The organism is Streptomyces sp. NBC_00299 (assembly GCF_036173045.1).
GTDB lineage: Bacteria > Actinomycetota > Actinomycetes > Streptomycetales > Streptomycetaceae > Streptomyces > Streptomyces machairae.
The window spans coordinates 262,428-283,763 of record NZ_CP108039.1; the positions used below are offsets into that span (position 1 = coordinate 262,428).

Consider the following 21,336-nt stretch of genomic DNA (forward strand, 5'->3'; position numbering starts at 1 on the left):
ATCTCCGGGGCGCAGGTGCTGAAACGGGTGGCGCTATGGAGACCTTGAGATCCGGGCGTCGACTGCGGTGTAACTCTTCAGGATGCGCCTGCATCCCTGAAGGAGAAGCCGCGTGTGGCGGGACCGCGGATTCCTCCGCGTCGACACGCGAAACCGCTGCGAGAGATGCGTGCAGCTGGGGCCCGCACCCCGAAGGATGCGGGCCCCAGCTACAAAATGTGCGTCAGCGTCAGGCCGGAACGATGTTCTCGGCCGTCGGGCCCTTCTGACCCTGCGCGATGTCGAAGGTCACCTTCTGACCCTCGAGCAGCTCACGAAAGCCCTGCGCGGCAATGTTCGAGTAGTGGGCGAACACGTCAGCGCCGCCACCGTCCTGCTCGATGAAGCCGAAGCCCTTTTCCGCATTGAACCACTTCACGGTACCAGCAGCCATGTCATATCTCCTTTGGGGCAGTACATCGGAATCCGCACTGCGCGGACGCCATGTCGCCGCGATGATTACCCCGCCCGGGAAATGACCGGAAATACAAAAGCGCTCCCACCGACAGGAGACGAGTGGGGGCACTTGAAGTTTTGGGAACCACAACTGCAACTGAGATCGACAGTAGCACGCCGGAACTGCCTGCGCTCGTTACATGATGCCACTTAGCTTATCGCGGCAAAAACGCTCACTTCACGGTCCGTCAAACCCTCACCTCACGGGAACAGATATTGATTCACTCGGCGTGCAGTATTTTCGGGAAATGCAGGCAGGCGCCCTTATGGACAAGCTCGCCGAGACCGTACAGGAAGCAGTGAATCCGCCGAACGCGAGCGAACGGCTCGGTGCGGCGGACCGTACGACCCGGGACCCTGGCGAGCCGGGCGTCCGGCTGCACTGCTTCCTGGATTGGCAACAAACACCCACCCAATAGCACGCCGTGTACCGCGCGGCGTCGGCTGTACGCCGGACTCGAACACAAGAACGCCGCCCGGAGAGCGACCGCACCTAGGCAGTCGCCCACTCCGTGGGATCGGCCGGTCCTGCGTCTGTGGCCAGGCGGGCGTGCAGGTGCTCATCGTGGTACGCGCCGTCGCCGAAGCGATGTGAGTCGCGCAGCGTGCCCTCGGGAAGGTAACCGCAGCGGTGGGCAACCCGGCAGGAGGCTTTGTTACAGACTGCGTGGGCGACCTACACCACCGCCGTCAACGCTCTCAACGCCGTCGACCCGGTGGCGGAGACCGCGACGCGCGCCGATCGTCAACTGAGCGACAGCCCGGCGGCGTTGCGGGAACTGGCTGCGGCCAAGGAGTCTGTAGCTCTCGAACGCGGGCTCCTCAACGGCGTGTTCGCCGAGGGTGCCTTCCACGGCCGCGAGTACCTCGCATTCACCGAGGTGCGCGCCACGCGCGTCGCCGCCCTCGCCCGCTTCCGGCAGGTCGCCACCACGCCCCAGCGCGCTGCCCTGGAGAACGCCTTCGGCACCGAGGACGCCGAACGCGCCACCGCCTACGAGAATCAAGCGGAAGGCACCGCCGACGGCTCCGCCCTGCGCGCCGACGCCGGCACCTGGTGGGACGCGATGACCGTACTCGTCGACGATCTGTACGCCGTCCAGCGGTCGGTCGGCGACGACGTACGGGACCGGGCCGACCGGCTCAGCCGCCACGCCAAGCTGGGCCTCGCCGCCTATCTCGTCGCGGGAACGCTCATGGCCGCCCTCGCCGCCTTCGCCTCACGTTCCCTCACGCGCCCGCTCGGCGCGCTCGCCGAGGCCGCCCACGACGTGGCGCGGCACCGGCTGCCCACAACCGTCGCCCGTATCCAGCAGTCCCCGCAGGACCACGTCGAGCCACTCAGGTTCACGGCTGCTGGGCGGTGCGGCGGAGATCGCGGAGGTCGCCGCGTCCCTGCAACAGGTGGAACACACCGCCCTCCATCTGGCCGCCCAGCAGGCCGGCCTGCGCCGCAACACCACCGAATCGCTCGCCAATCTCGGCCGCCGAAACCAGAACCTCGTGCGTCGTCAGCTCAGCCTCATCACCCGCCTGGAACGGCAGGAACTCGACCCGGACGCCCTCGCCGAGCTCTTCGAGCTCGACCACCTCGCCACCCGTATGCGGCGCAATGCCGAAAGCCTGCTGGTCCTTGCCGGGCAGAATCCGCCGCGGCCCACGGCAGCACCTTCCGACAGCCTGGAGGTCGTCCAGGCCGCCGTCGCCGAGGTGGAGCAGTACCGTCGGGTCCTGATCGCGACCGTGGAGCCGGTGCGGGTGCGCGGGCACGCCGTCGCCGATGTCGCCCACCTCCTCGCCGAACTCATCGAGAACGGGTTGATCTTCTCGCCACCGACCGAACCGGTCGAGGTGCACGGCTGGTACGACGCTGAGGACGACACGTACAGCTTCGCCGTCGTCGACCACGGCGTCGGCATGTCCGAAGCCGACAAGGAACGCGCCAACGCCCGCCTCTCCGACTCCGGTGAGGAGGCTTTCCTCGCCGCACCCACCCGGTTCCTCGGTCACCTCGTCGTCGGCCGGCTCGCCCACCGCCTCGGTGAAGGCGCGCAAGTCCACCTCTTCGACACCACCGGCGGCGGCCTGTCCGCACTCCTTGTCCTTCCCGGCCGGCTGCTCGCCCCCGCACAGGACCCCTCCACCACACCCCCGCCCGCCAAACCTGCTGTCTCCACCCTCCTCAACGGCTTCCGAGCAGGTGTCGCCCGTGCCGAGGCCCGAAGCACACAAGGAGTGTCATCGTGACTACCGCCGTCCAGAGTTTCGGCTGGCTCATCTCGGAGTTCGCACGTACCACCGACGGCGTCACCGACGCTGTCGCCGTCTCCTCCGACGGCCTGCTCATGGCCGCCTCGGACAGCCTTGGCCGAGATCGGGCCGACCACCTGGCCGCCGTCGTCTCCGGCATCACCAGCCTCGCCCAGAACGCGGCGACGACACACGGCTTCCATGGCATGAAGCTCGTCATGATCGAAATGCTCGGAGGCTTCCTCATGGTCGGTCGCATCCGCGACGGCAGCTGTCTCGGCGTCCTCGCCGCCGAGGGATGCGACGTCGGCCTGGTCGGCTACGAAATGGCCGTCCTCGCCGACCGCGCCGGCGAACTGCTCACCCGCAGTTGATACGCGAACTCAATTCTGCGCCCCTGGCCGCGGGATAGTTGCGCCGCGCTTCGGCTACCTGCGTCTCAGGACCGCCCATCCGCGACAGATCTCCAACGTCCGCGCGCACCGATGTGTTCGTCTCCCATCGGCTGGGCGAGCGGGCACGGTTCGACGACCGCGGTGGCATCACGGTGTTCGTCGCGGTGTGCGTGGTCGCGCTGATCGGCATCATCGGCGTCGCGGTCGACGGCGGCAGCAAGATGCGCGCGGTGGAACGCGCCGACTTCATCGCCGCGGAAGCCGCCCGGGCAGGCGGACAGGCCATCGATCCCGCCAAGGCGATCAGTGGCGAAGCCGTGGTCGTGGACCCGGCAGATGCGGTCGCCGCCGCGCGCTCCTACCTCAGCTCGGTCGGCGCCACCGGCACCGTCAGCGTCTCCGGGGACGGCAAGAGCCTCACCGTGACCGTCAACGACGCCTACGACACCAAGTTCCTGTCCGTCGTCGGGATCGGCTCGCTCACGGTGGCCGGCCACGGCGAGGCCACCCTCCTGTACGGCGTCACTGCTCCAGAAGAAGGAAGCTGATGCGCACCACCCACTCCCCCGCCGCCGCAGCCGGCCGCGCCCTCAGGGCCGGCTTGAGCCTGCTCGTCCTGGCCGGCGCGGTCGCCGGGCTCCCCCTGCTGCTGGCATGGGCCACACCGGCCATCTGGGCATCCAGCCACGACGACCTCACACACCTGCTGGACCCCCAGGACACCGGCGCCGCGTTCCTGCTCCTGCTCATCGCAGTGGGCTGGATCGGGTGGGCACAATTCACGTTCTGCGCCATCCGCGAGCTCATCGCACAGCTACGCGGAAGGACCTGGCACGCTCCTCACGGACTGGGCAACTCACAGCGCGCCGCTGCGCTCCTGATCGGCAGCATCCTGGTCCTGCTACCCACGAGCTCGGCCCTCGCCTCCGACGCCCACGCAGCACCCTCCGCCGCCTCGGCCCGCCTGCCCGGCCAGAGCCACGCCCCGCAGGCGGCCGACGCCGACCAAGACGCGACGCGCGCTGGCACCAGGCACCGTGCATACACGGTGCGCGAGACGCGGCCGGCGGAAAGCCTGTGGGCCATCGCCGAGCGGCAGTTGGGGGACGGCGAACGGTGGCGGGAGATCGCCGACCTGAACGAGGGCCGGACCATGGTCGACGGCCAAGTCTTCCGCGCGAACAGCTTTCTGCAGCCGGGCTGGCAGCTGCAGATGCCCGATGCCGGGGAGGCCGCGGGAGGCCTCCGCACGCAGCTGGGTGCAAGCGCCGCGCCTGTCGGTGACGAGAAGAGCGAGCACACCGTCACGGTCCAGTCCGGCGACTACCTGTCGAAGATCGCCGAGGAGGAGCTCGGCGACGGCAACGACTGGCCTCGGCTTTACGACGCCAGCCGCGGCAAGCCGCAGCCGGACGGCCTGCCCGCTATCACCGACCCGGACCTGATCCGCCCCGGGCAGCAGGTCACTGTGCCCGGCACCCAGCCCGAACAGCCGCCCCCGGACCGCGAGTCGGGCGGTGAGTCGGGACGCATCGAGACCACTCCCCCGGCCGGCCAGAAGCCCGACAGCGAGCAGAACCCGGGCGAGGGCACGGGAGATGAGCGAGCGCCCGCGCCCAGCCACACGGCAACACCTGCTCCGCAGGCGCCGGCCCCCAGCGCATCGGCAATCCGCACTGCCGAACGGCCCGACCAGGATCAGGCCCCTGCGACACCCGGGCCCACCGCCTCGGCCTCCGCCGTCTCGCCCTCGGCCGAGTCAACTGGCTCCGCTGCCTCGTCCTCCGGCCCCTCGGCGTCCGAGGCACCGCCGACGGCTCCGGCCAGCAGCCCGCTGAACTGGCGCACTGTTCTCGGCGCCGGGGCGCTGCTGGCCGCCGCCGTCACCGGTGCCCTCGCCCTGCGCCGGACGCTGCAGCGACGCCCCCGCAGACCCGGCGAGACAATCGCCATCTCGCCCGAGACATCCACGGCGGAGGCCCAGTTGGCGGCGGCCGCCGAGCCCGGCGGAGCCGCCCGCTTGGACCTTGCGCTGCGGACTCTCGCCCACCAGCTCGCTCGCCCAGAGATCATCGGCAGTCTGCCGCTGCTGCGGGCCGCACGGATCGGGGCCCGCGCGATGGAGGTGCTGCCCGAGGATGTGTCCCAAGAGCCGCAGGCGCCGTTCGTCTCCGGACCGGGGGGCTGGTGGGTCCTGCCTTCTGATGCTGAGTTCTTGGACGAGGCATCCGCCCGTGAGGTGCCAGCACCGTATCCAGGCTTGGTCACGATCGGCAGCACCGAAGCGGGTGATCTGCTGCTGCTCAACCTCGCGCAGTTGCCCGCGCTGCTGCTGGACGGCAACCCGGTCCACATCACCGAACTGTGCACCTCCCTCGCCCTGGAGCTCGGGATAAGCCCGTGGGCGAACGAGGTCGAGGTCGTCGCGATCGGATTCGGTGACGACTTGCCGCAGTTGCTGCCCACCGCGCGGATCGCCCACATGCGGCAGGCCGAGCACGCGCTGCGCGATCTGTCCGAACGGCTGCTGGAAACACACCAGATGCCCGAGACTCAGCATCAGCCGTACCTGCTGCTGTGCGCATCCCCCCTGGACGCAGACACGGCCTGGCAGTTCGCCGATGTGATCAGCAGGTCCGGTACGGTGCCCGTCACGCTCGTCGCCCCGGCAAGCTCGGCGGCCGCCCATTTCCCCGAGGCGGGACTCCTCCACGCGTCCGTCAGCGAGCGGCAGCACCTCGACCACGCCGGCATCGACATCACCGTGCAGCGCCTGGAGCACGCCGCCTACCTGCAGATCACCGCCGCGCTGAAGGTGTCCGGGCAGCCACCCCACCCGGCCGAGGGCCCCTGGCAGGACGTCCCGGACGAGCCCGACAAGACTACGCAGCCGCAACCGCCCGTATCGGAGGACCTCATCGCGCCGGCGAGCCCTTCGTCGGCAACGGCACCGGACGTAAGCAGCGAGGCGTTCCCGGCCCTGGTCGCCGCCACCACGGATCCGTCCGGGCTGCGTCTGCTGCCTAGCGCCGTCGTTCCGGCGCAGGGCCACGACGAGCCCGGCCCAGACACCGAAGCAGCAGTCGCGGCGGCCCCGCAGTCCACGGTCGCTGCAGAGGTCGCAGAGGCGGACGCCACCGAGGACTTGGTCGAGGACCACGAGGGGGTGGAGAAGTCCGAGGCGCATGCCCTGCACGCGCCGGAGATCCGAGTCCTGGGCCCGGTCGAGGTGACCGGCGTGGACAGCACCGGCCACGGCCCGCGGATAGCGCAGCTCGCCGCCCTGCTGCTGTTTAAGCCTGGCCGCAGCGCCGACGTGCTGTGCTCCGACATGGATCCCGTCAATCCCTGGTCGGTGAGCACCCTCAACGCCCGGATAGGGGGTCTGCGTCGCTGTCTTGGCAGCGATCCCACCGGCGATCCCTACGTGCCTCGCCGCAGCTCCGGCGAAGATCCGTACCGGCTCTCCCCCAGTGTGCGCTGCGACTGGATCTGTTTCCTGCAACTCGTCGAACACGCCCTGCCACTGGGCCCCTCCGGCCTACCCGATCTGGAGAAGGCCCTCGGCCTGGTACGCGGCCGGCCGTTCGGGGGCAAACCCCTGCCCTGGGTCGAGCCGGACCACCAGGAAATGATCACGCGGATCATCGACGTCGCGCACTCCGTGGCCGCGCACCGCACGCCCGCTGGTCCGCACCACGACCTCAGCGCGGCCCGACAGGCCGTCGCGACCGGCCTGGACGTCGACCCCACAGCAGAGCTGTTGTACCGGGACTGGCTCCGGATCGAGCATGCGGCCGGGAACCGGCAGGGTCTGCATACCGCCATCACCCGGGTGCAACAGGTGAACCGATCCTTGGACTGCTCACTGGAGACGGAGACCGAGGCCCTCATCCACGAGCTCCTCAACGGCTCAGGGGCGGTGCGCAAGGTCCTCTAGGCGGAACTGGGCCGAGGCTACATCCCGTCACCGTGCGTGGGAGGCGACGTGAAGCTCGGAGTCTTCCTCTCCAACGCGAAAGCGAGGCGCGTCAAACTCAGCACCGAACAACTCACCGCACTCGCCGAACTCGGGTTGCAGTGGGCGGTCGCGTGACTGCCCGCGACCGATCGCGAGATGGAGGCGTACGCTCGGCCTGGCGGAGGCCCCGCCTTCTCGCACGCCGGTGTCCGGCCGGTCCAGGAGGAATTGGACAGCTTGGCCGAGAGGGGTGACCCGTTCTGCGCGCGGACACGCACCATTCTCGGATGGACGCCCCGGAGTGCACCGGCGATACCCGCGGCTTAGCTTCGCAGTGCTATGCCGCGGGCCGTCCGGCCGCGGCGTGTCCAGGCGGTCGAAAGGGAAACTCCATGGCAGTCGTGATGACCTTTTCCTGGCCCGAGATCACACCCGACGTGTACGACGCGGTGCGCCAGAGGGTGCGCTGGGAAGAAGACGCACCGGACGGGTGCGTGCTGCACGCCGCCTGGTTCGTCCACGGCGGCCTCAACGTGATGGACATCTGGGAGTCGGAGGACCACTTCAACCGGTTCATCGAGGCCAGAATCGCCCCCGTACTCAAGGGCGAACTGGGCGTGCAAAGCGACCCCGAACCGAAGTTCTACCCCCTGCACCGGCGCTTCGTCGCCCCCGGGGTCAGCGGCGCCAGCTCCTGAGGTACACCTTCCACGCAAGGGGCCTCGTCAGCGATGCCTCGTCAGGCATGGCGGGCCTCCGACCGCCGTCTGCGGCCGGAGGGCCGTTGTGGGTTTTCAGATCGACAGGGGGACCGGATGGACCTCGTCGGCCTTGTGGCCGGCGCGCTCGTGGATGCGCTGGACCGCTTCTGCCGAGGGTGCCTCGGAGAGGCAGTAGACAAGACCCGACTCGGGGTCGGCCCACGCCCGTTCGAAGTGCACGCGCTCGTCCTCCTCTATGGCAAGGTCCGCGTTGTGGGCCTCCCTGAGCTGGTCGGCGGTGACGCCCTTCATGTTGTGGTGCACGTCCATGAACTGAGGCATGCCTCGCACCTCCTTCCGCTGGCCGGGGTGCGTTCACCTGCTCTCCCTCTATGCTGCGCCCGTCGGGGACCAACGGCACAGTGAGCAGGGCAGAACCAGGCACAGAAGGGCCAGGCACAGAAGGCTGGGCCCGGCAAAGGCCTCGGCGCACACACCGCCCTGCTGGCGCCAGGCAAGGTTCTGGTCAATCCCGAGTACGCCTGCCCGACGTCCTGCATTCGCGGGACGCTGCTCGCGCAGAACACGGCCGGGTGGGCGCGGCTGTGCCTGTGTGTTGTCTGCCGCGCAGCCGAGGCCGGTGCCGGCCTTCCAGTCGTGTCCTGGCCGGTCTTGCGGACCTACGCCGACCGCGACCTGGTGGTGCTGCTCGGCCCGGCCTCCGAGCCGGTCCGGGCCCTGGCCGCAGGCCGCCCGGACGTCGCCGAGCGCCCGCCAGCCGATGACAGCCATCCGGCGCGAGGCTGCGGGCGGTTCGCCCCCGGGCGCCCTACGGTAGAGCCATGAGCGACATGGTCGTGGTCTACGAGCTCGGCAAGCCGGTGACCGCACGGTCCTCCCCGGATACACCGGGTGATGAACAACGACCCGTCCGCAGGGTGCACGCCGCGCCCACCGCCCCGGGAGAGCCGGCCGCCACGGGACCGCGAACCCTCTGCGGCAGGACACCTTCGCCATGGAAACGCCCCGTGGGAAGCCCGCCGAGCGCCCCGGGGCGCCCTGGTACCCCGCGAAGTACGCGTCCGTGGTCTGCCCCGACTGCGATGCCGTGATCGAGACCTGACCCGCCTACCGTGGGACCGTTCGTGGCCGGGTGTTACAACGGACGGTCTGGCCCTGCCGTACGGTCCATGCGGCCTGCCCGCGGCGTGAGGGAAGCGGGAGGTACGGCGGAAACGACCACGCGGAATATCCAGCCGGGCGCAGGCGCCTCAGCGCCTCGAGGGAAGCCGCCGTGGCTACCAGATCAGCCCGGCACCCTATTCCTGACGCGACAGCGGCACAGGCCGCATACGGGAGAGGGTCGCCCCCGAACAGCCCGTCGCCGAAAACGCACGCCGAGTCGTTCCTGGCGGACAGCGAGCCGGTGCTCGACGACTGTCTACACGGTGACATCGACCCTTCTGCCCGAGCAGAACGGTGAGGAGGGGGTGTGTTGGCTGGGGTCCGGGGGGACCATAGAAGCTGAAGCGCCTGCAGACCCGAACAGGCCCCGCTCCAGTCAGACCGACGCCGCGCCCACGTAGCGCCGGCCGGCGGAAGGAATGCCTGCGATGAGCGAAGCCGACCGGCCTCCCGCCGACCCCGGCTGGGCGGACATCGGCCGGCCAGACAGCGGGCCGTCGCAGCCAAGCGGCCTGATGGACCTCCTTGGTGTCGCGGCCGTGCTGATTGACGCCGACGGACGGGTCGTCCTGTGGAGTCCGCAGGCCGAGGAGCTGTACGGCTACAGCGCCCAGGAGGCGCTCGGGCAGTACGCTGCGCGGCTGCTGGTGCACGAAGAGCACTGGGACTGGGTGATCAAGAAGTTCGCCGAAGTCATGGAGACCGGCCAGAGCTGGGGCGGCACGTTCCCCATCCGATGCAAGGACGGCAGCACCCGGCTGGTGGAGCTGCGCAACACGCGGCTGCTGGACGACCGCGGCGACTTCTACGCCCTCGGACTCGGCGCCGACTCGCCCATGCTGCGCGAGGTGGAGCGGGACGTCGCCCTGTCCACCCGGCTGATCTTCCAGTCCCCCATCGGGATCGCGATCCTCGACACCGACCTCCGGTACGTGGCCGTCAACCCCGCCTTGGAGCGCATGCACGGCATACCTGCGGCACAGCACCTCGGCCACCGGTACCGCGAGATCATGAAGGCCACGAAGTTCGAGGTGCCCGAGGCCGCGATGCGGCAGGTCCTCACGACCGGGATACCCCTGGTCGACCAGTCCACCATCGTCGGCCGCACCCCGGCGGACCCGGGACACCAGCACGCCTGGTCGATCTCGTTGTACCGGCTGGATGACCCCCAAGGACGCGTTCTCGGGGTGGCCGACATCGTGGTGGAGGTCACCGAGCGGTACCAGGCGGCCATGGAAGCCACCGAGACGCGGCGCCGCCTGGCCCTGATCGCCGACGGCTCCGCCCGCATCGGCACCACCCTGGAGATCGATCAGACCGCCCGGGAATTGGCCGAGGTCACCGTTCCCGACTTCGCCGACCTGGCCGCCGTCGACGTGCTCGACTCCGTGGTCGACCAGCACCGCCCCGCCACCGGAGACGGCCCGGCGCTCTTCCGTGCTCTCGCGTTGAAGGCCGCCTACCCCACCGACGCCGTCCACGCCGCCGATCCGCCCGGCCACATCACCGCCTACGACGCCGACCGCTTCGCCACCCGGTGTGTGCGCACCGGGCGGCCCGTCCTGATCCGCCACGCCGACGGAAACGACCTGACGCGCATCGCCCGAGACGAGTACGCCGCCACGCTGCTGGCCCGCGCCGGAGTGCACTCCTACATGGCGGTTCCGCTCAGCGCACGCGGCACCGTCCTCGGCTTCCTGGGGCTGAGCCGCGCCCGCGATCCGCGGCCTTTCGACGAGGACGACCTCGCCATCGCGACCGAACTGGCCTTCCGCGCCGCGGTGTGCATCGACAACGCTCGCACGCATCAGAGCGTGCGCAACGCCGCCGAAACCCTGCAGCGCAGCCTGCTCCCCGAGCACCCGCCCCACCTGCCCGGCCTGCAGGTCGCCTCCCGCTACCTACCGGCACAGGCCGCCTACGAGATCGGCGGCGACTGGTACGACGTCCTCCCGCTCGGCGGTGACAAGACCGCCCTCGTCGTGGGCGACGTCATGGGCAGCGGCATCGATGCCGCTGCCACCATGGGCCGCCTGCGCACCGCCACCACCGCCTTCGCCCGCCTGGACCTCGACCCCGCCCAGGTCCTTGAGCACCTCGACGCGATCACCTCCGAGCTGGAGCATTACATCGCCACCTGCATCTACGCCGCCTACGACCCTCACCGCGGCGAGTGCCGCATCGCCAACGCCGGCCACCTGCCCCCTGTCCTCATCCGCCACGGCAGGCACCCCCAATTGCTTGAGCTACCCACCGGCACTCCCCTCGGCGTCGGCGGTATCCCCTTCGAAACCACCACCGTGCGCTTCGCCGCCGACGACCGGCTGGTCCTGTACACCGACGGACTCGTCGAGACCCGCCACCAGCCCATCGACGAACGCCTCGATGTCCTCCTGCGCCTCCTCGACGCGCCCGACTCCCTGTTGGAAGAGACCTGCGACCGGCTCCTTCATGACCTTCGGCACCCCGACAACCACGACGACGTGGCCCTGCTGATCGCCCGCGCAGGGCGCAGCACGCCAGATCAAGCACACCGCCGCCGCTAGCCACCCGGGTGGGGGCACCGTCTCCGGCAGTGCCCCGTTCTCGTGGTCCCGCGCCGTTTGGGTGGCAAAGCGGACGCTCGCCTGGCTGGGACGGTGCTTGTTTGCAGCGGGGGCGGCAAGACCAACGAAATCACCGTCATCCGGCCGATGCTGCCCCCACTCGACCTGACCGACGTTGTGGTCACCTTACGGCTGTCGGCCCGCAGGACGTGGCTCACCATGAGCATCGCCGCCCGGCCGAACCCTTGAGCGCCTCCTCCCGGCTGGGGTGGGCGTAAGTGCGGAGTACTGCGGCCGCATGGGCCGTGCGCAGCGCGAGCAGTGGCTCCAGCCGCGTCTCCTCGACGTGAGTGCCCAGGTCGCACGACCTCCCCGAAGGTCCGCAGCCACCTGACGGGTGTGGGCCTAGCCGGAACGCCCTGCCAGGGCGCCTCCCGACGGCGCGCGCTTGGCGGACGCGCGCCCCCGGGCCGCGATTGGGCTGTCCGGGCACATGAACTGGCGCATCTCCGTGCGAGCGGTTCAACACCTGCGCGTGAACCCTCGTGGCCGCTTCGGACAACAGGGGGTGGAATGCACTCCACTCCTATTGCACGAAGAAGCGAGGGCCTCGTGGGGGGATCCACCCACCGACGACGCGCTGGTCATCCAGGAATCCCTGGAGCGGCCGGAGGTATTCGCCAGGCTTTACGACAGACACGCCGCCGAGATCCACCGGTACGTGATGCGCCGGCTGGGCGACAGTCACGCCGACGACATCACGGCGCAGACCTTCCTCATCGCCTTCCGCAACCGCGCCCGCTACGACGTCGCGCGCGCCAGTGCCCGGCCGTGGCTCTACGGCATCGCCGGCAACCTCATCGGCAGCCACCGCCGCTCCGAAGTGCGGGCGCTGCGGGCGCTGGCCCGTACCGGCGTCGACCCGGTGGCCGAGTCCTGGTCGGAACGGGCCGACGAGCGGGTGACGGCCGAGGCTTCGCAGCAGGCGCTGGCCGGGGCGATCGCGGCCTTGCCCGGGAAGGACCGGCATGTGCTGCTGCTGTTCGCCTGGGCGGACTTCACTTACCAGGAGTGTGCCGACGCCCTCGGGGTGCCGGTCGGCACGGTCCGCTCCCGGCTGAGCCGGGCGCGGCGCAAGATGCGTACGGCGCTCGGCGCCGACCCCACCCTCGTAAGCGACCACAAGGGGGCGGTAACCCATGGATGACATGACCAAGATGCACGAGCTGCGCGCCGATGCGTCGACGCCGGACCGGGTGCGGCTGGTTCCCGGCCGCCAGAAGCTGCTGGGAGCAGCGCAGCAGGGCTCTGCCCGCAGGATGCGGCTGGACTGGCGCGTGACGGCTGCGGGGGTCGCCGCGACGGTGATCACCATCGCTGTGCTGGTGACCATGCTCGTCGGTGGCGATGGACCCGAGCGAGGCGTGCAGCCTGCCGGGCCCGACCTGACGTCCGCGACGGCACTCCTGGAGCAGGCGGCGGAAGTGGTGTCGCAGCAGCCGGATCTGCATCCGCGCGACGGCCAGCGGGTCTACCTGAAGACCGCGCAGTGCCGACACGGAGCGTCGGACGCGTCGCCCGATGCCAAGCCCGAGGTGAGCGAGGAGTGGGTCCAGTACGACAGCCCCGTGAGGGAGGACGACAAGGACGGCGACAACGAGCCCTCGCAGCGGCGGCTGTATCGCCTGCTCGCCTCGCTGCCGGACGACCCCGCCGAGATCCGGAAGCAGGCGGCGGACATGTTCCCCATGGGCAAGGACACCGGCTTGACGGGTGTGCAGCTCGAGACCTTCGCGCTCCTGGCGGTCCTCGACGAGGCCTATCCCGCGCCTCCGCAGGGGATGGCCAAGCTGTACCGGGCCCTGGCCGCGGACCCCGGGATCGAGGTGGTCCCGCACCTGGTGAAGGACCCCCTGGGGCATGACGCCATCGCCATATACCCGGACCTGGGCAGCAAGGCCGTTCAGCGCCGGGAGTACCTCCTCGACCCCGACACTTTCCAGTACCAGGGGAACCAGTCGGTCGCTGTGCGCGACTACGAGGAGAAGTATGAGGACGGCTCGTCGGCTGGGCCCTCGCGCAAGAAGCGCGAGGTCACATTCTGCGAGATGAAGACGACCCACTCCCTCGTCGACCGGGACGGCGAGAAGCCCTAAACCGGCCGGGCGGGGCGGCCCGTGGGCCGCCCCGCCCGCCGCCCGCGCTCAAGGCCGTACCGGGGCGCAACACTGCCTGGCGAAAGTGGCCCAGTGCTCGTGAGCCTTTCGGCGTGCCGACCCGGCGGGGTTGGGCCAGGGTGAGTTGGGTGTGATGTGATCGCTCGCGGTGTTGGAGCTGCGTTGCCGGGCCGCAGCAAGGCGGCCACTGGCTCTCCGGAACCGGCCTGGCCGTGGTCGACGAACGCGACGAGCGGATGATGACCGAAGGTCTTCTTCCACGTTGGGGTGGCGTCCTGTTTATCGGAGTGCGCGAGGACGAGCACGCCGTCGATGTCCACGGTCATGTTGCCGTCGGCGGCCGGACTGTCTTCACCGGCCAGTTCCCGGACCCGCGTGCGTACTTCGGCTCGTGCCGTGCGGATCGCGGTGAGTGGGGTCGGATGCCACCGGGCCGAACACGTCGGGCTCGGCCCGCAGCATGCGACATCGGCGAGGCAGTCCCCGCCCAGAGCGATTCCGGCGCGACATCCAGCAGGCCCTTGCCCGGGTCGTGCACTGCCCGCGGCTTGCGCCACGGCGCCAGTGCCGCCGATAGCGCGGTGTCCAGTCCGGACTTGCGGGCCGTCTCGACCAGCAGCACCCTCTGGGCTTGCGAGATCGTCCCTCTGCCACCGCCCTCGACGCGGACACGCGGGTACAACCCGATGCGCTTGCTCACCTGGAGAGTGCTTCCTTCCGTGCAGCCAACAGGACCCTGGACAAGTGCCATCGTTGCAGGTCAGAGGCACTCTCCGCTTATTTGATCAAGGCATGCACGAGTACGCTTATGAAAGCGCGAGGTTAGGTATCGTTGCGCTCAGCATTTACAGCGTGGGTATCGGCATCGGCGCAGACGAGGGTCCTACTCTTCGCCGTCTGGTGGGCCTGATTCACGAACTTCTTCGACCCGGACCGGCCGTCCGTACGTCTGGTGCTCATCGCCCTCATACCGGCCGGGCTGCTGTTCATCGTGGCCGAGCTGCTCCACACCGTCCGCCTCACCATCAGGAACCAGACGCTCGACGCGGAGCCCCTCCTCGTCGTCGGCCTAAGAGCTCGTCACCAGCGCCGTCCGGCACAGCGGCTCACACCAGGCGGCCCTGCGGCTCGCCCGCTGCCCGTCACGACTGTGGATCGAGGTCTGCGACACGGCTATGTGGCGAGCACTGGCCGGAACCGAGGACAACGGCGTTACCGAGGGCGGACGGGGCTTCTGGCTGGTGGAGGCGCTGTCGGAACGCTTCGGGGTCCACGGCGCATCCGCCGGTCCGTGCGTCTGGGCACTGATACGGCGAGAGCCGTCGACCGGCCTGTAGGGCCAGCAGGAAACGGACCTCACATCTGACACGGTCTCGTCCGGCTGCAACCGGTCGCCGTCGCCAACCCCATGTCCCCCAGGCCGCAGAGCTGACTTCCGGCGGCACCGATCCGCTCGGCCTTTTCCCTGCGGGCGTGTAGACATCGCCGCCTCTGAATGGAACGCTCCCTACAGACGCGGACCTGTTCTCCCGCTCCGCCGGTTCACCTTCTGCTCTTCGGTCGGCGTCGCCGCTCCAGCGCAACCCCGCCACGTTCTCCGCACGAGCCGCGCATTGCGCACCAGCACGCAAGCCTCGCAACAGCCGAGTCCTGGTACGCCCACATGCCTCGCCGAGAGGGGTTCACCCATGAAGGTCAGTGCTATCCCGGCGGCGCTCGCCGCCGTCCTCCTTGCCAGTGCGGCGCATCCCGCCACCAGTGCCGTCGCTCCCGGGGCCGCCGGCCCAACGGAGTTCACCGTGGACACCACCTCCGACGCGGTGGACGCCGACCCGTCGGACGGCCGGTGCCGCACCGCGTCGGGCACGTGCAGCCTGCGCGCCGCCGTCATGGCCGCCAACGCCCGGCCGGGCAGTACGATCACGCTGCCTCCCGGCCGCTACCGGCTCACGATCCCGCCCGACCCGCGGCTGATCATCGGCGACCATCCCGACCCGACCACGGGCGACCTCAACGTCGACGCCTCCACCACGATCCAGGGCACCGGCGCGCGGAGCACCGTCATCGACGCGAACCGCCTGGACCGGGTCTTCCGCCTGCGGGCGGACACCCACATGTCCGATGTGACGATCACCGGGGGACGGGCCGTGCAGCGTGAACTGCCCTTCACCGACACCGGTGGCGGCGGCATCGCCAACGGACGGCACCTGACGCTGCGTCGGGTGGCCGTGACCGGGAACTCCGCCGGTTATGGCGGCGGCATCTTCAACGTCCCGGACTCCCACCTGGATCTCATGGAGAGCACGGTCAGCGGGAACACCGCGGGAGAGGCCGGGGGCATCAGATTCGACGACAGCGGCACCATGACGAACTCGACGATCGCCGACAACCGGGTGACGGACCCCGGCGACCGCCCCGGCAGCCTCGGCGGCTACGGCGGCGGCATCGACATCCGCGGCCTGGGAACCGTGCGGATCCTCAACTCGACCATCACCCGGAACAGTTCGACCGACGGCGGGGGCGGAATCAACATCGCGCCGGCCTATCTGGACAGCCTGCCCGGGCCGATCCCCGACATCGTCGATCTGCCGCTGGGGCGGCTGACCCTGCGCAACTCCGTCGTCGCGGGCAACACCGTCGACGGCGCCGCCGACGACTGCGAGAAGGCCTTCGCCACCATCACGTCGTTGGGTCACAACATCGACGGCGACGGCAGCTGCCGGCTGACCGCCGCGGGTGATCTGCCGAGCCGTGACCCGCTGGTCGGACCGCTGGCGGACAACGGCGGCCCCACGGACACCGTGGCGCTGCTGCCCGGCAGCCTCGCCCTGGACGCGGCCGACGGCTGCCCGGCCACCGATCAACGTGGCGTCGCCCGCCCCCAGGGCGCCGCCTGTGACATCGGCGCCTACGAGCGCACGCCATGACCCCGCGCCCCCGCACCGGCAACTGGAGTGACGGATGAGAGCCCCGAGTCTGCGCCACGCCCTGGCCCGCGCCGCAGCCGCCGCCGCGGCCCTGCTCCTGTCACTGACCGTTCCCCCGCCTACTGCCCGCGCCGCTTCCGGCCCCGACTCCCTGGTCGTGCGCACCGACCGGGGCTGGGTGCGGGGCGCGGCCGTCCATGACGGCGGGCGGGTCTTCCAGGGGATCCCGTTCGCCGCCCCGCCGACCGGTGAGCTCCGCTGGCGTCCGCCGCGGTCCGCCGCACGGTGGTCCGCCGTACGGGACACCACCGAACCGGCCCACCCTGCCCCCAGTTACCGCTGACGCTGCTCCCCGACGGTGGCCCCGTCCTGCCCGGCGAGTCCAACCGCACCGGCAGCACGGTCGAGGACTGCCTGTACCTCAATGTCCACACACCCGCCCGCACCAGCGGCCGGCCTCTCCCGGTGCTGGTGTGGCTGCACGGCGGCGCCAACGCGTACGGCGCCGGCAGCGACTACGACGGCGCCGCGCTTGCCCCACGGGGCGTGGTCGTGGTGACCGTCAACTACCGCCTTGGAGCACTGGGGTTCCTCGCCCACCCCGCCCTGTCGGCCGAGAGCGCGGACCACGCCTCCGGCGACTACGGCCTGATGGACCAGCAGGCCGCCCTGCACTGGGTACGGCGCAACATCGGTGCCTTCGGCGGCGACCGGAACCGGGGGACGCTCGGCGGCCAGTCCGCCGGATCGGCGGACACCTGCCTCCACATCGCCTCGCCGACCGCGAAAGGCTTGTTCCACCGGGCGATCCAGCAGAGCGGAAGCTGCACCGCGGACGGCGGTCTGACCCCGCTCACGCTCGACGCGGCCGAGCGGAGGGGAAGCGACTTCGCGACCTCGGTCGGCTGCACGGACCCGACGACCGCGACGGCCTGTCTGCGCACCGTGCCCGTCACCGAGCTCATCCGCCCCATCGGTACCGGGGCCTCGTCCTTGTGGAGTCCGAACACCGGGCCACACGTCCTGCCGCGGCCACCGCACGAGGCATGGGCCGATGGACGAGTGAACGCGGTCCCGACGCTGAGCGGCAGCACCCACGACGAGTACCGCTACTTCACCGCTCTGTACGTGGATCTGCTCGGCGGCGGCCCGCTGACCCCCGACTCGTACGCCGCCCTCATCCAGCTCCAGCACGGCAACCGTGCTGCCGCGGTCCTCGACACCTACAGCGCCTCGGCGTATCCCTCCCCCAACCTGGCGTACTCCGCCGTCGGCACGGACCAGCGGTTCGCCTGCCCCGCACGGGCCGACAGCCGGCTGTACGGCAACCGGGCGCCCGTCTACGCCTACGAGTTCCACGACTCGCAGGCACCGCCGTTCATCCCGGCACCGGACACGCCGCAGGGTGCTTTCCACGCCTCCGAACTGGCCTATCTCTTCCCCATGGACGCGGTACCGCCCCTGACGCCCGCCCAGCAGCGGCTGTCCGCCACGATGACCGCCTACTGGGCCCGCTTCGCGGCCGCCGGCGACCCCAACGCGCCCGGGACTCCGCCCTGGCCGCGCTACACGGCCGACGAGGACCGCATCCAGGTGCTGACGCCGGACCGGGTAGGACCCACCACCGGGTTCGCGGCCGACCACCACTGCGCGTTCTGGCAGCCCTCCCCCGGTCCCCGAGGAGCCGAGCGATGACATCGGCCTTCGCCCTGGTCCGGGACGGGCGCCGGACCCTGCGGCAGGGCCCGGACGCCCTGGCGCACCGGCAGCGGGAGCGGCTGGCCTCGATGGTCGACTTCGCCCGCGCCAACTCCCCGTACTACCGCGAGCTGTACCGGACTCTGCCCGAACGCGTCGAGGAAACCGCCCTGTTGCCGGTCACGCACAAACAGGACCTGATGGCGCGCTTCGACGACTGGGTCACGGATCCCGAGGTGACCTTCGACCGGTTACGGGCCTTCGTCGCGGATCGCCGACGGGTCGGCGAACGCTTCCTGGGCAGATACCTGGTCACCACCACGTCCGGGACCACCGGCCACCGCGGCCTGTTCCTGCTCGACGACCACGCGGCGGCGGTGATCAGGGCCCTGTCGCTGCGGGCCGCTCGGCAGTCCCTCACTCCCTCGGTGACGGCCCGGCTGCTCGCTCGCCGCATGCGGTCGGCGCACATCGTGGCCACCAGCGGTCATCTGGCCGCGTACGCCGTCATCGCCCGCTCCCGCGCGGCCGGTCGGCTGTCCACCCGGGGCAGCCGGGTGCTGTCGGCGCACAGCCCGCTGCCCAAGCTGGTGGACCAGCTCAATCGGTACCGCCCGGTGTTCCTGGCCGGCTACGCCACTGTGATCGCGCTGCTCGCCGGCGAGCAGCTGGCCGGCCGGCTGTGCATCGCCCCGGCCGTGGTGTCGCTGCTGGCCGAGGGCGTCAGTGACCGCGACCACCGGAGGATCCGCTCCGCTTTCGGGGCACGCCTGGTCAACACCTACGGCTGCAACGAGAGTCTCGCCCTGGCCTATGGCTGCGGGTTCGGATGGCTCCACGTCCACAGCGACTGGCTGATCCTTGAGCCCGTCGACTCGGACCTCCGCCCCACCCCGCCGGGCCGGGAGTCCTTCACCGTGCTCCTGACCAGCTTGTGCCGGTGGGCGCAGCCGATCCTGCGCTACGACCTCGGCGACAGCGTGCTGCTGCGCCCGGACGCGTGTCCGTGCGGAGATCCGCTCCCCGCGATCAAGGTCCGCGGCCGCGCGGCCGACCTGCTGTCCTTCCCGCGTCGGGACGGCGGCAGCGTCCGTATCGTGCCCATGGCCTTCGAGACCCTCCTGGAGAGCATCCCGGACATCGACTTGTTCCAGATCGTCCAGACGGCGCCCAGCTGTGTCCGGGTGCGGATCCGGTCCGCCGCCGGAGCCGATCGGGGCCGGCTGTGGGCGGCGGTGCGAAAGGAGATGATCGACCTGCTGAGCGCCCACGGGGCGGGCCAGGTGAACGTCGAACGCGCCGACGAGCCACCCGAGCAGTCTCCGGGCGGCAAGTACCGGGTCGTCATTCCCTGGTCGTGACGTCGCGCGACGGGGCGTCCTCGCCGGGGACGCCCCGCAACGGAATGCCGTGGTGGGCCGCCAGCGCCAGCAACGCCACGCGCAGTGGTCCGGTCTCCAGGACGGTATCCGGCTCGAACCACCGGGCCACGGCGGTCCCGCTCGCCATCCTCAGCGTGAAGCGCGCCAATTCGTCCGCCACTTCAGGGCGGTCCCGCAAGGCGAAGACGGAGCTGACCGCATCCCGGGCCCAGACGACCAGCGCGTCGCGGTAGTGACGTACCTCGGCCACGGCCGCCGCACTGGCATCCTGCTGCACCATGCCCAGCCCCAACAGCAGCTTCACACCGTGCGGGTGACGCCGGAACGCGTCCTCGACCTGCGCGAGAAAGGTGTCCAGACGCTGCGCGACGTCGGCGCCCGGCACCTCGCCCGGGGGCAGGGCCGCCAGCAGCGCGGTCCTGGCTCGCTCCAGCACCGCGACGTAGATCCCGTCCTTGCTGCGGAAGTGCCAGTAGATCGAGCTGACCGGCAGCCCGCATGCGGAGGAGATCATCGAGATGGAGGTGGCGGCGTAGCCGTAGCGGGACATCAGTTCGCCGGCGGTGTCCAGTATCGCGTCACGGGACCGCGCGCCGCGGGCCTGGGCCGGTGCCTCCGTCATAGGGCCGACTCTAGAGGAAGCACAGGCCGACGGAACCTGCGCGCGGGGAAGGGACGGGGGCGGTCCTCAGGTTGTCGGGCATCGACTCGGACCGCCCCCGTCGGCTCGGTTCGCCCGGGAACCGAACTCCTTGCAGGTGTCCACCGGCTTGCCGAACAGCAGCCGCCGCTCGCCCCTTGAACCGCATGAGTTGCAACGTCTCGAGCGGGAAGGCGTCATCGGGCCCTGTGGAGGGAGTGACACCGGGCAGCAGCATGTCCACCTTGACGTCCCTGAGGTTACGGACCGCGTCCCCGGCCGTGCCGAAGCCGGCGTCAGCGGCCACCTGGTCACTTGCTGGTGTCCAGGGCCTTGTGCAGGCTGGAGGCGGCGGCCCAGCCGTAGGCATTGAACTGGTTGGCCGGGTCGGTCGGGCGCGTACTTGCGCAGTGGACCGGCGAACCGCTGCATGCCTACGAGCTGACATGCAGCGGTCGGCACCCAGCCCGCATCAGGTTGTCTCCTCGGGGTGCAGGCGCCCCAGTAGCTCGTAGAGACTGCGGCGGCCCTCCTCGTCCAGACGTGCAAAGGCCGCCGAGGTGGCCCGCATGTCGGCGCGGATGAGGCGGACTGCCTCCCTTCCCTCTTCGGTGGCGACCACGTTCTTGATCCGCCGATCGGCCGCGTCGGCGTGTCTGGAGACCAGTCCACGCGCCTCCAGCCGGTCCACGAGGCCGGTGATGTTGGAGGCGTCGCAGGCGAGCCGTCCTGCGAGGGCGCGCATGGGCAGCGGTTGCTGCCGAAGCAGGATGAGCATTTTGGCCTGCGTCATGGTGAGCCCGTGCATGGCGGCCGCCGCTGTCAGGTCCCGGTAGTAACCAGCAGCGGCGCGCGCCAGGCGCTCCATGAGCGCGTCGTGGGCAGGATCGCTGTCCTGCGCGGCGGAGCCGTCGGCGGGCGGAGCGGGGGTGTGGGCCATGCCTCAAGTGTAGGCGATGCTCAACGTTTGACGTTCTCA

Annotated in this window: 18 protein-coding genes and 2 pseudogenes; 14 read left to right on the top strand and 6 right to left on the bottom strand. The window is 70.3% G+C overall.

Annotation, left to right across the window (positions count from 1 at the left end):
• Positions 1-229: 229 nt before the first annotated feature.
• On the bottom strand, positions 230-433 hold the full coding sequence (locus OHT51_RS01310; protein WP_023586116.1) for a cold-shock protein: 204 nt from the start codon (positions 431-433) through the stop codon (positions 230-232).
• Positions 434-761: 328 nt separating this feature from the next.
• On the opposite strand from OHT51_RS01310, the gene OHT51_RS43275 reads away from it, so the two are divergent.
• Positions 762-914, top strand: coding sequence for a DUF6207 family protein (locus tag OHT51_RS43275; protein ID WP_443052376.1), 153 nt, complete (start codon positions 762-764; stop codon positions 912-914).
• Between the two features lie 297 nt (positions 915-1,211).
• Positions 1,212-1,559, top strand: a pseudogene (locus tag OHT51_RS01315) (nitrate- and nitrite sensing domain-containing protein); the annotation flags it as partial.
• A gap of 156 nt (positions 1,560-1,715) precedes the next feature.
• Here the strand turns inward: OHT51_RS01315 and OHT51_RS01320 are convergent.
• Positions 1,716-1,910, bottom strand: coding sequence for a hypothetical protein (locus OHT51_RS01320; RefSeq protein ID WP_328877001.1), 195 nt, complete (start codon positions 1,908-1,910; stop codon positions 1,716-1,718).
• Between OHT51_RS01320 and OHT51_RS01325 the strand changes: the two genes are divergently transcribed.
• From OHT51_RS01325 to OHT51_RS01350, 5 genes are all read left to right on the top strand, one after another.
• Entirely contained in the window at positions 1,900-2,742 is an 843-nt protein-coding gene (locus OHT51_RS01325; RefSeq protein WP_328877002.1) for an ATP-binding protein, read from the top strand. The two genes, OHT51_RS01320 and OHT51_RS01325, sit on opposite strands and share 11 nt — an antisense overlap.
• Positions 2,739-3,119 (top strand): roadblock/LC7 domain-containing protein, encoded by a 381-nt coding sequence (locus tag OHT51_RS01330; RefSeq protein WP_328877003.1) that lies wholly within the window; start codon positions 2,739-2,741, stop codon positions 3,117-3,119. The genes OHT51_RS01325 and OHT51_RS01330 overlap by 4 nt, the downstream gene beginning before the upstream one ends.
• A 113-nt stretch (positions 3,120-3,232) precedes the next feature.
• Complete coding sequence (locus tag OHT51_RS01335) at positions 3,233-3,688, top strand: pilus assembly protein TadG-related protein (protein ID WP_328877004.1); 456 nt, start codon at positions 3,233-3,235, stop codon at positions 3,686-3,688.
• Positions 3,688-7,080: a hypothetical protein gene (locus OHT51_RS01340; RefSeq protein ID WP_328877005.1), complete on the top strand. Its 3,393-nt coding sequence runs from the start codon at positions 3,688-3,690 to the stop codon at positions 7,078-7,080. The genes OHT51_RS01335 and OHT51_RS01340 overlap by 1 nt, the downstream gene beginning before the upstream one ends.
• A gap of 413 nt (positions 7,081-7,493) precedes the next feature.
• Positions 7,494-7,799 (top strand): hypothetical protein, encoded by a 306-nt coding sequence (locus OHT51_RS01350; RefSeq protein WP_307072130.1) that lies wholly within the window; start codon positions 7,494-7,496, stop codon positions 7,797-7,799.
• Positions 7,800-7,895: 96 nt separating this feature from the next.
• Here the strand turns inward: OHT51_RS01350 and OHT51_RS01355 are convergent, their stop codons facing one another.
• Positions 7,896-8,144 carry an SCO4226 family nickel-binding protein gene (locus tag OHT51_RS01355; protein ID WP_328430286.1) on the bottom strand — a complete coding sequence of 83 codons (249 nt, stop codon included), beginning with the start codon at positions 8,142-8,144 and terminating at the stop codon, positions 7,896-7,898.
• Positions 8,145-9,415: 1,271 nt separating this feature from the next.
• Here OHT51_RS01355 and OHT51_RS01360 point away from each other — a divergent pair.
• From OHT51_RS01360 to OHT51_RS01370, 3 genes are all read left to right on the top strand, one after another.
• Positions 9,416-11,533 (top strand): SpoIIE family protein phosphatase, encoded by a 2,118-nt coding sequence (locus tag OHT51_RS01360; RefSeq protein WP_328877007.1) that lies wholly within the window; start codon positions 9,416-9,418, stop codon positions 11,531-11,533.
• Positions 11,534-12,122: 589 nt separating this feature from the next.
• Entirely contained in the window at positions 12,123-12,740 is a 618-nt protein-coding gene (locus OHT51_RS01365; RefSeq protein WP_328877008.1) for an RNA polymerase sigma factor, read from the top strand.
• A complete protein-coding gene (locus tag OHT51_RS01370) occupies positions 12,733-13,689 on the top strand; it encodes a CU044_5270 family protein (RefSeq protein ID WP_328877009.1) in 957 nt (318 codons plus the stop codon). The genes OHT51_RS01365 and OHT51_RS01370 overlap by 8 nt, the downstream gene beginning before the upstream one ends.
• 150 nt (positions 13,690-13,839) lie before the next feature.
• Here the strand turns inward: OHT51_RS01370 and OHT51_RS01375 are convergent.
• Positions 13,840-14,410: pseudogene (locus OHT51_RS01375) on the bottom strand (transposase); the annotation flags it as partial.
• 988 nt (positions 14,411-15,398) lie between these two features.
• Between OHT51_RS01375 and OHT51_RS01380 the strand changes: the two are divergent.
• The 4 genes from OHT51_RS01380 to OHT51_RS01395 are packed head-to-tail and all read left to right on the top strand — an operon-like array spanning position 15,399 to position 19,696.
• Positions 15,399-16,637: a choice-of-anchor Q domain-containing protein gene (locus tag OHT51_RS01380; protein ID WP_328877010.1), complete on the top strand. Its 1,239-nt coding sequence runs from the start codon at positions 15,399-15,401 to the stop codon at positions 16,635-16,637.
• Positions 16,638-16,671: 34 nt separating this feature from the next.
• A complete protein-coding gene (locus OHT51_RS01385; RefSeq protein WP_328877011.1) occupies positions 16,672-16,980 on the top strand; it encodes a carboxylesterase family protein in 309 nt (102 codons plus the stop codon).
• Positions 16,923-18,332 carry a carboxylesterase/lipase family protein gene (locus tag OHT51_RS01390; protein ID WP_328877012.1) on the top strand — a complete coding sequence of 470 codons (1,410 nt, stop codon included), beginning with the start codon at positions 16,923-16,925 and terminating at the stop codon, positions 18,330-18,332. The genes OHT51_RS01385 and OHT51_RS01390 overlap by 58 nt, the downstream gene beginning before the upstream one ends.
• Complete coding sequence (locus OHT51_RS01395) at positions 18,329-19,696, top strand: phenylacetate--CoA ligase family protein (RefSeq protein WP_328877013.1); 1,368 nt, start codon at positions 18,329-18,331, stop codon at positions 19,694-19,696. The genes OHT51_RS01390 and OHT51_RS01395 overlap by 4 nt, the downstream gene beginning before the upstream one ends.
• On the opposite strand, the gene OHT51_RS01400 is transcribed toward OHT51_RS01395, so the two are convergent.
• On the bottom strand, positions 19,680-20,339 hold the full coding sequence (locus OHT51_RS01400; protein WP_328877014.1) for a TetR/AcrR family transcriptional regulator: 660 nt from the start codon (positions 20,337-20,339) through the stop codon (positions 19,680-19,682). The two genes, OHT51_RS01395 and OHT51_RS01400, sit on opposite strands and share 17 nt — an antisense overlap.
• Before the next feature lie 490 nt (positions 20,340-20,829).
• The gene (locus OHT51_RS01405; protein WP_328877015.1) at positions 20,830-21,297 is read right to left on the bottom strand and encodes a MarR family winged helix-turn-helix transcriptional regulator; all 468 of its coding nucleotides are present in this window, start codon (positions 21,295-21,297) and stop codon (positions 20,830-20,832) included.
• Positions 21,298-21,336 lie beyond the last annotated feature (39 nt).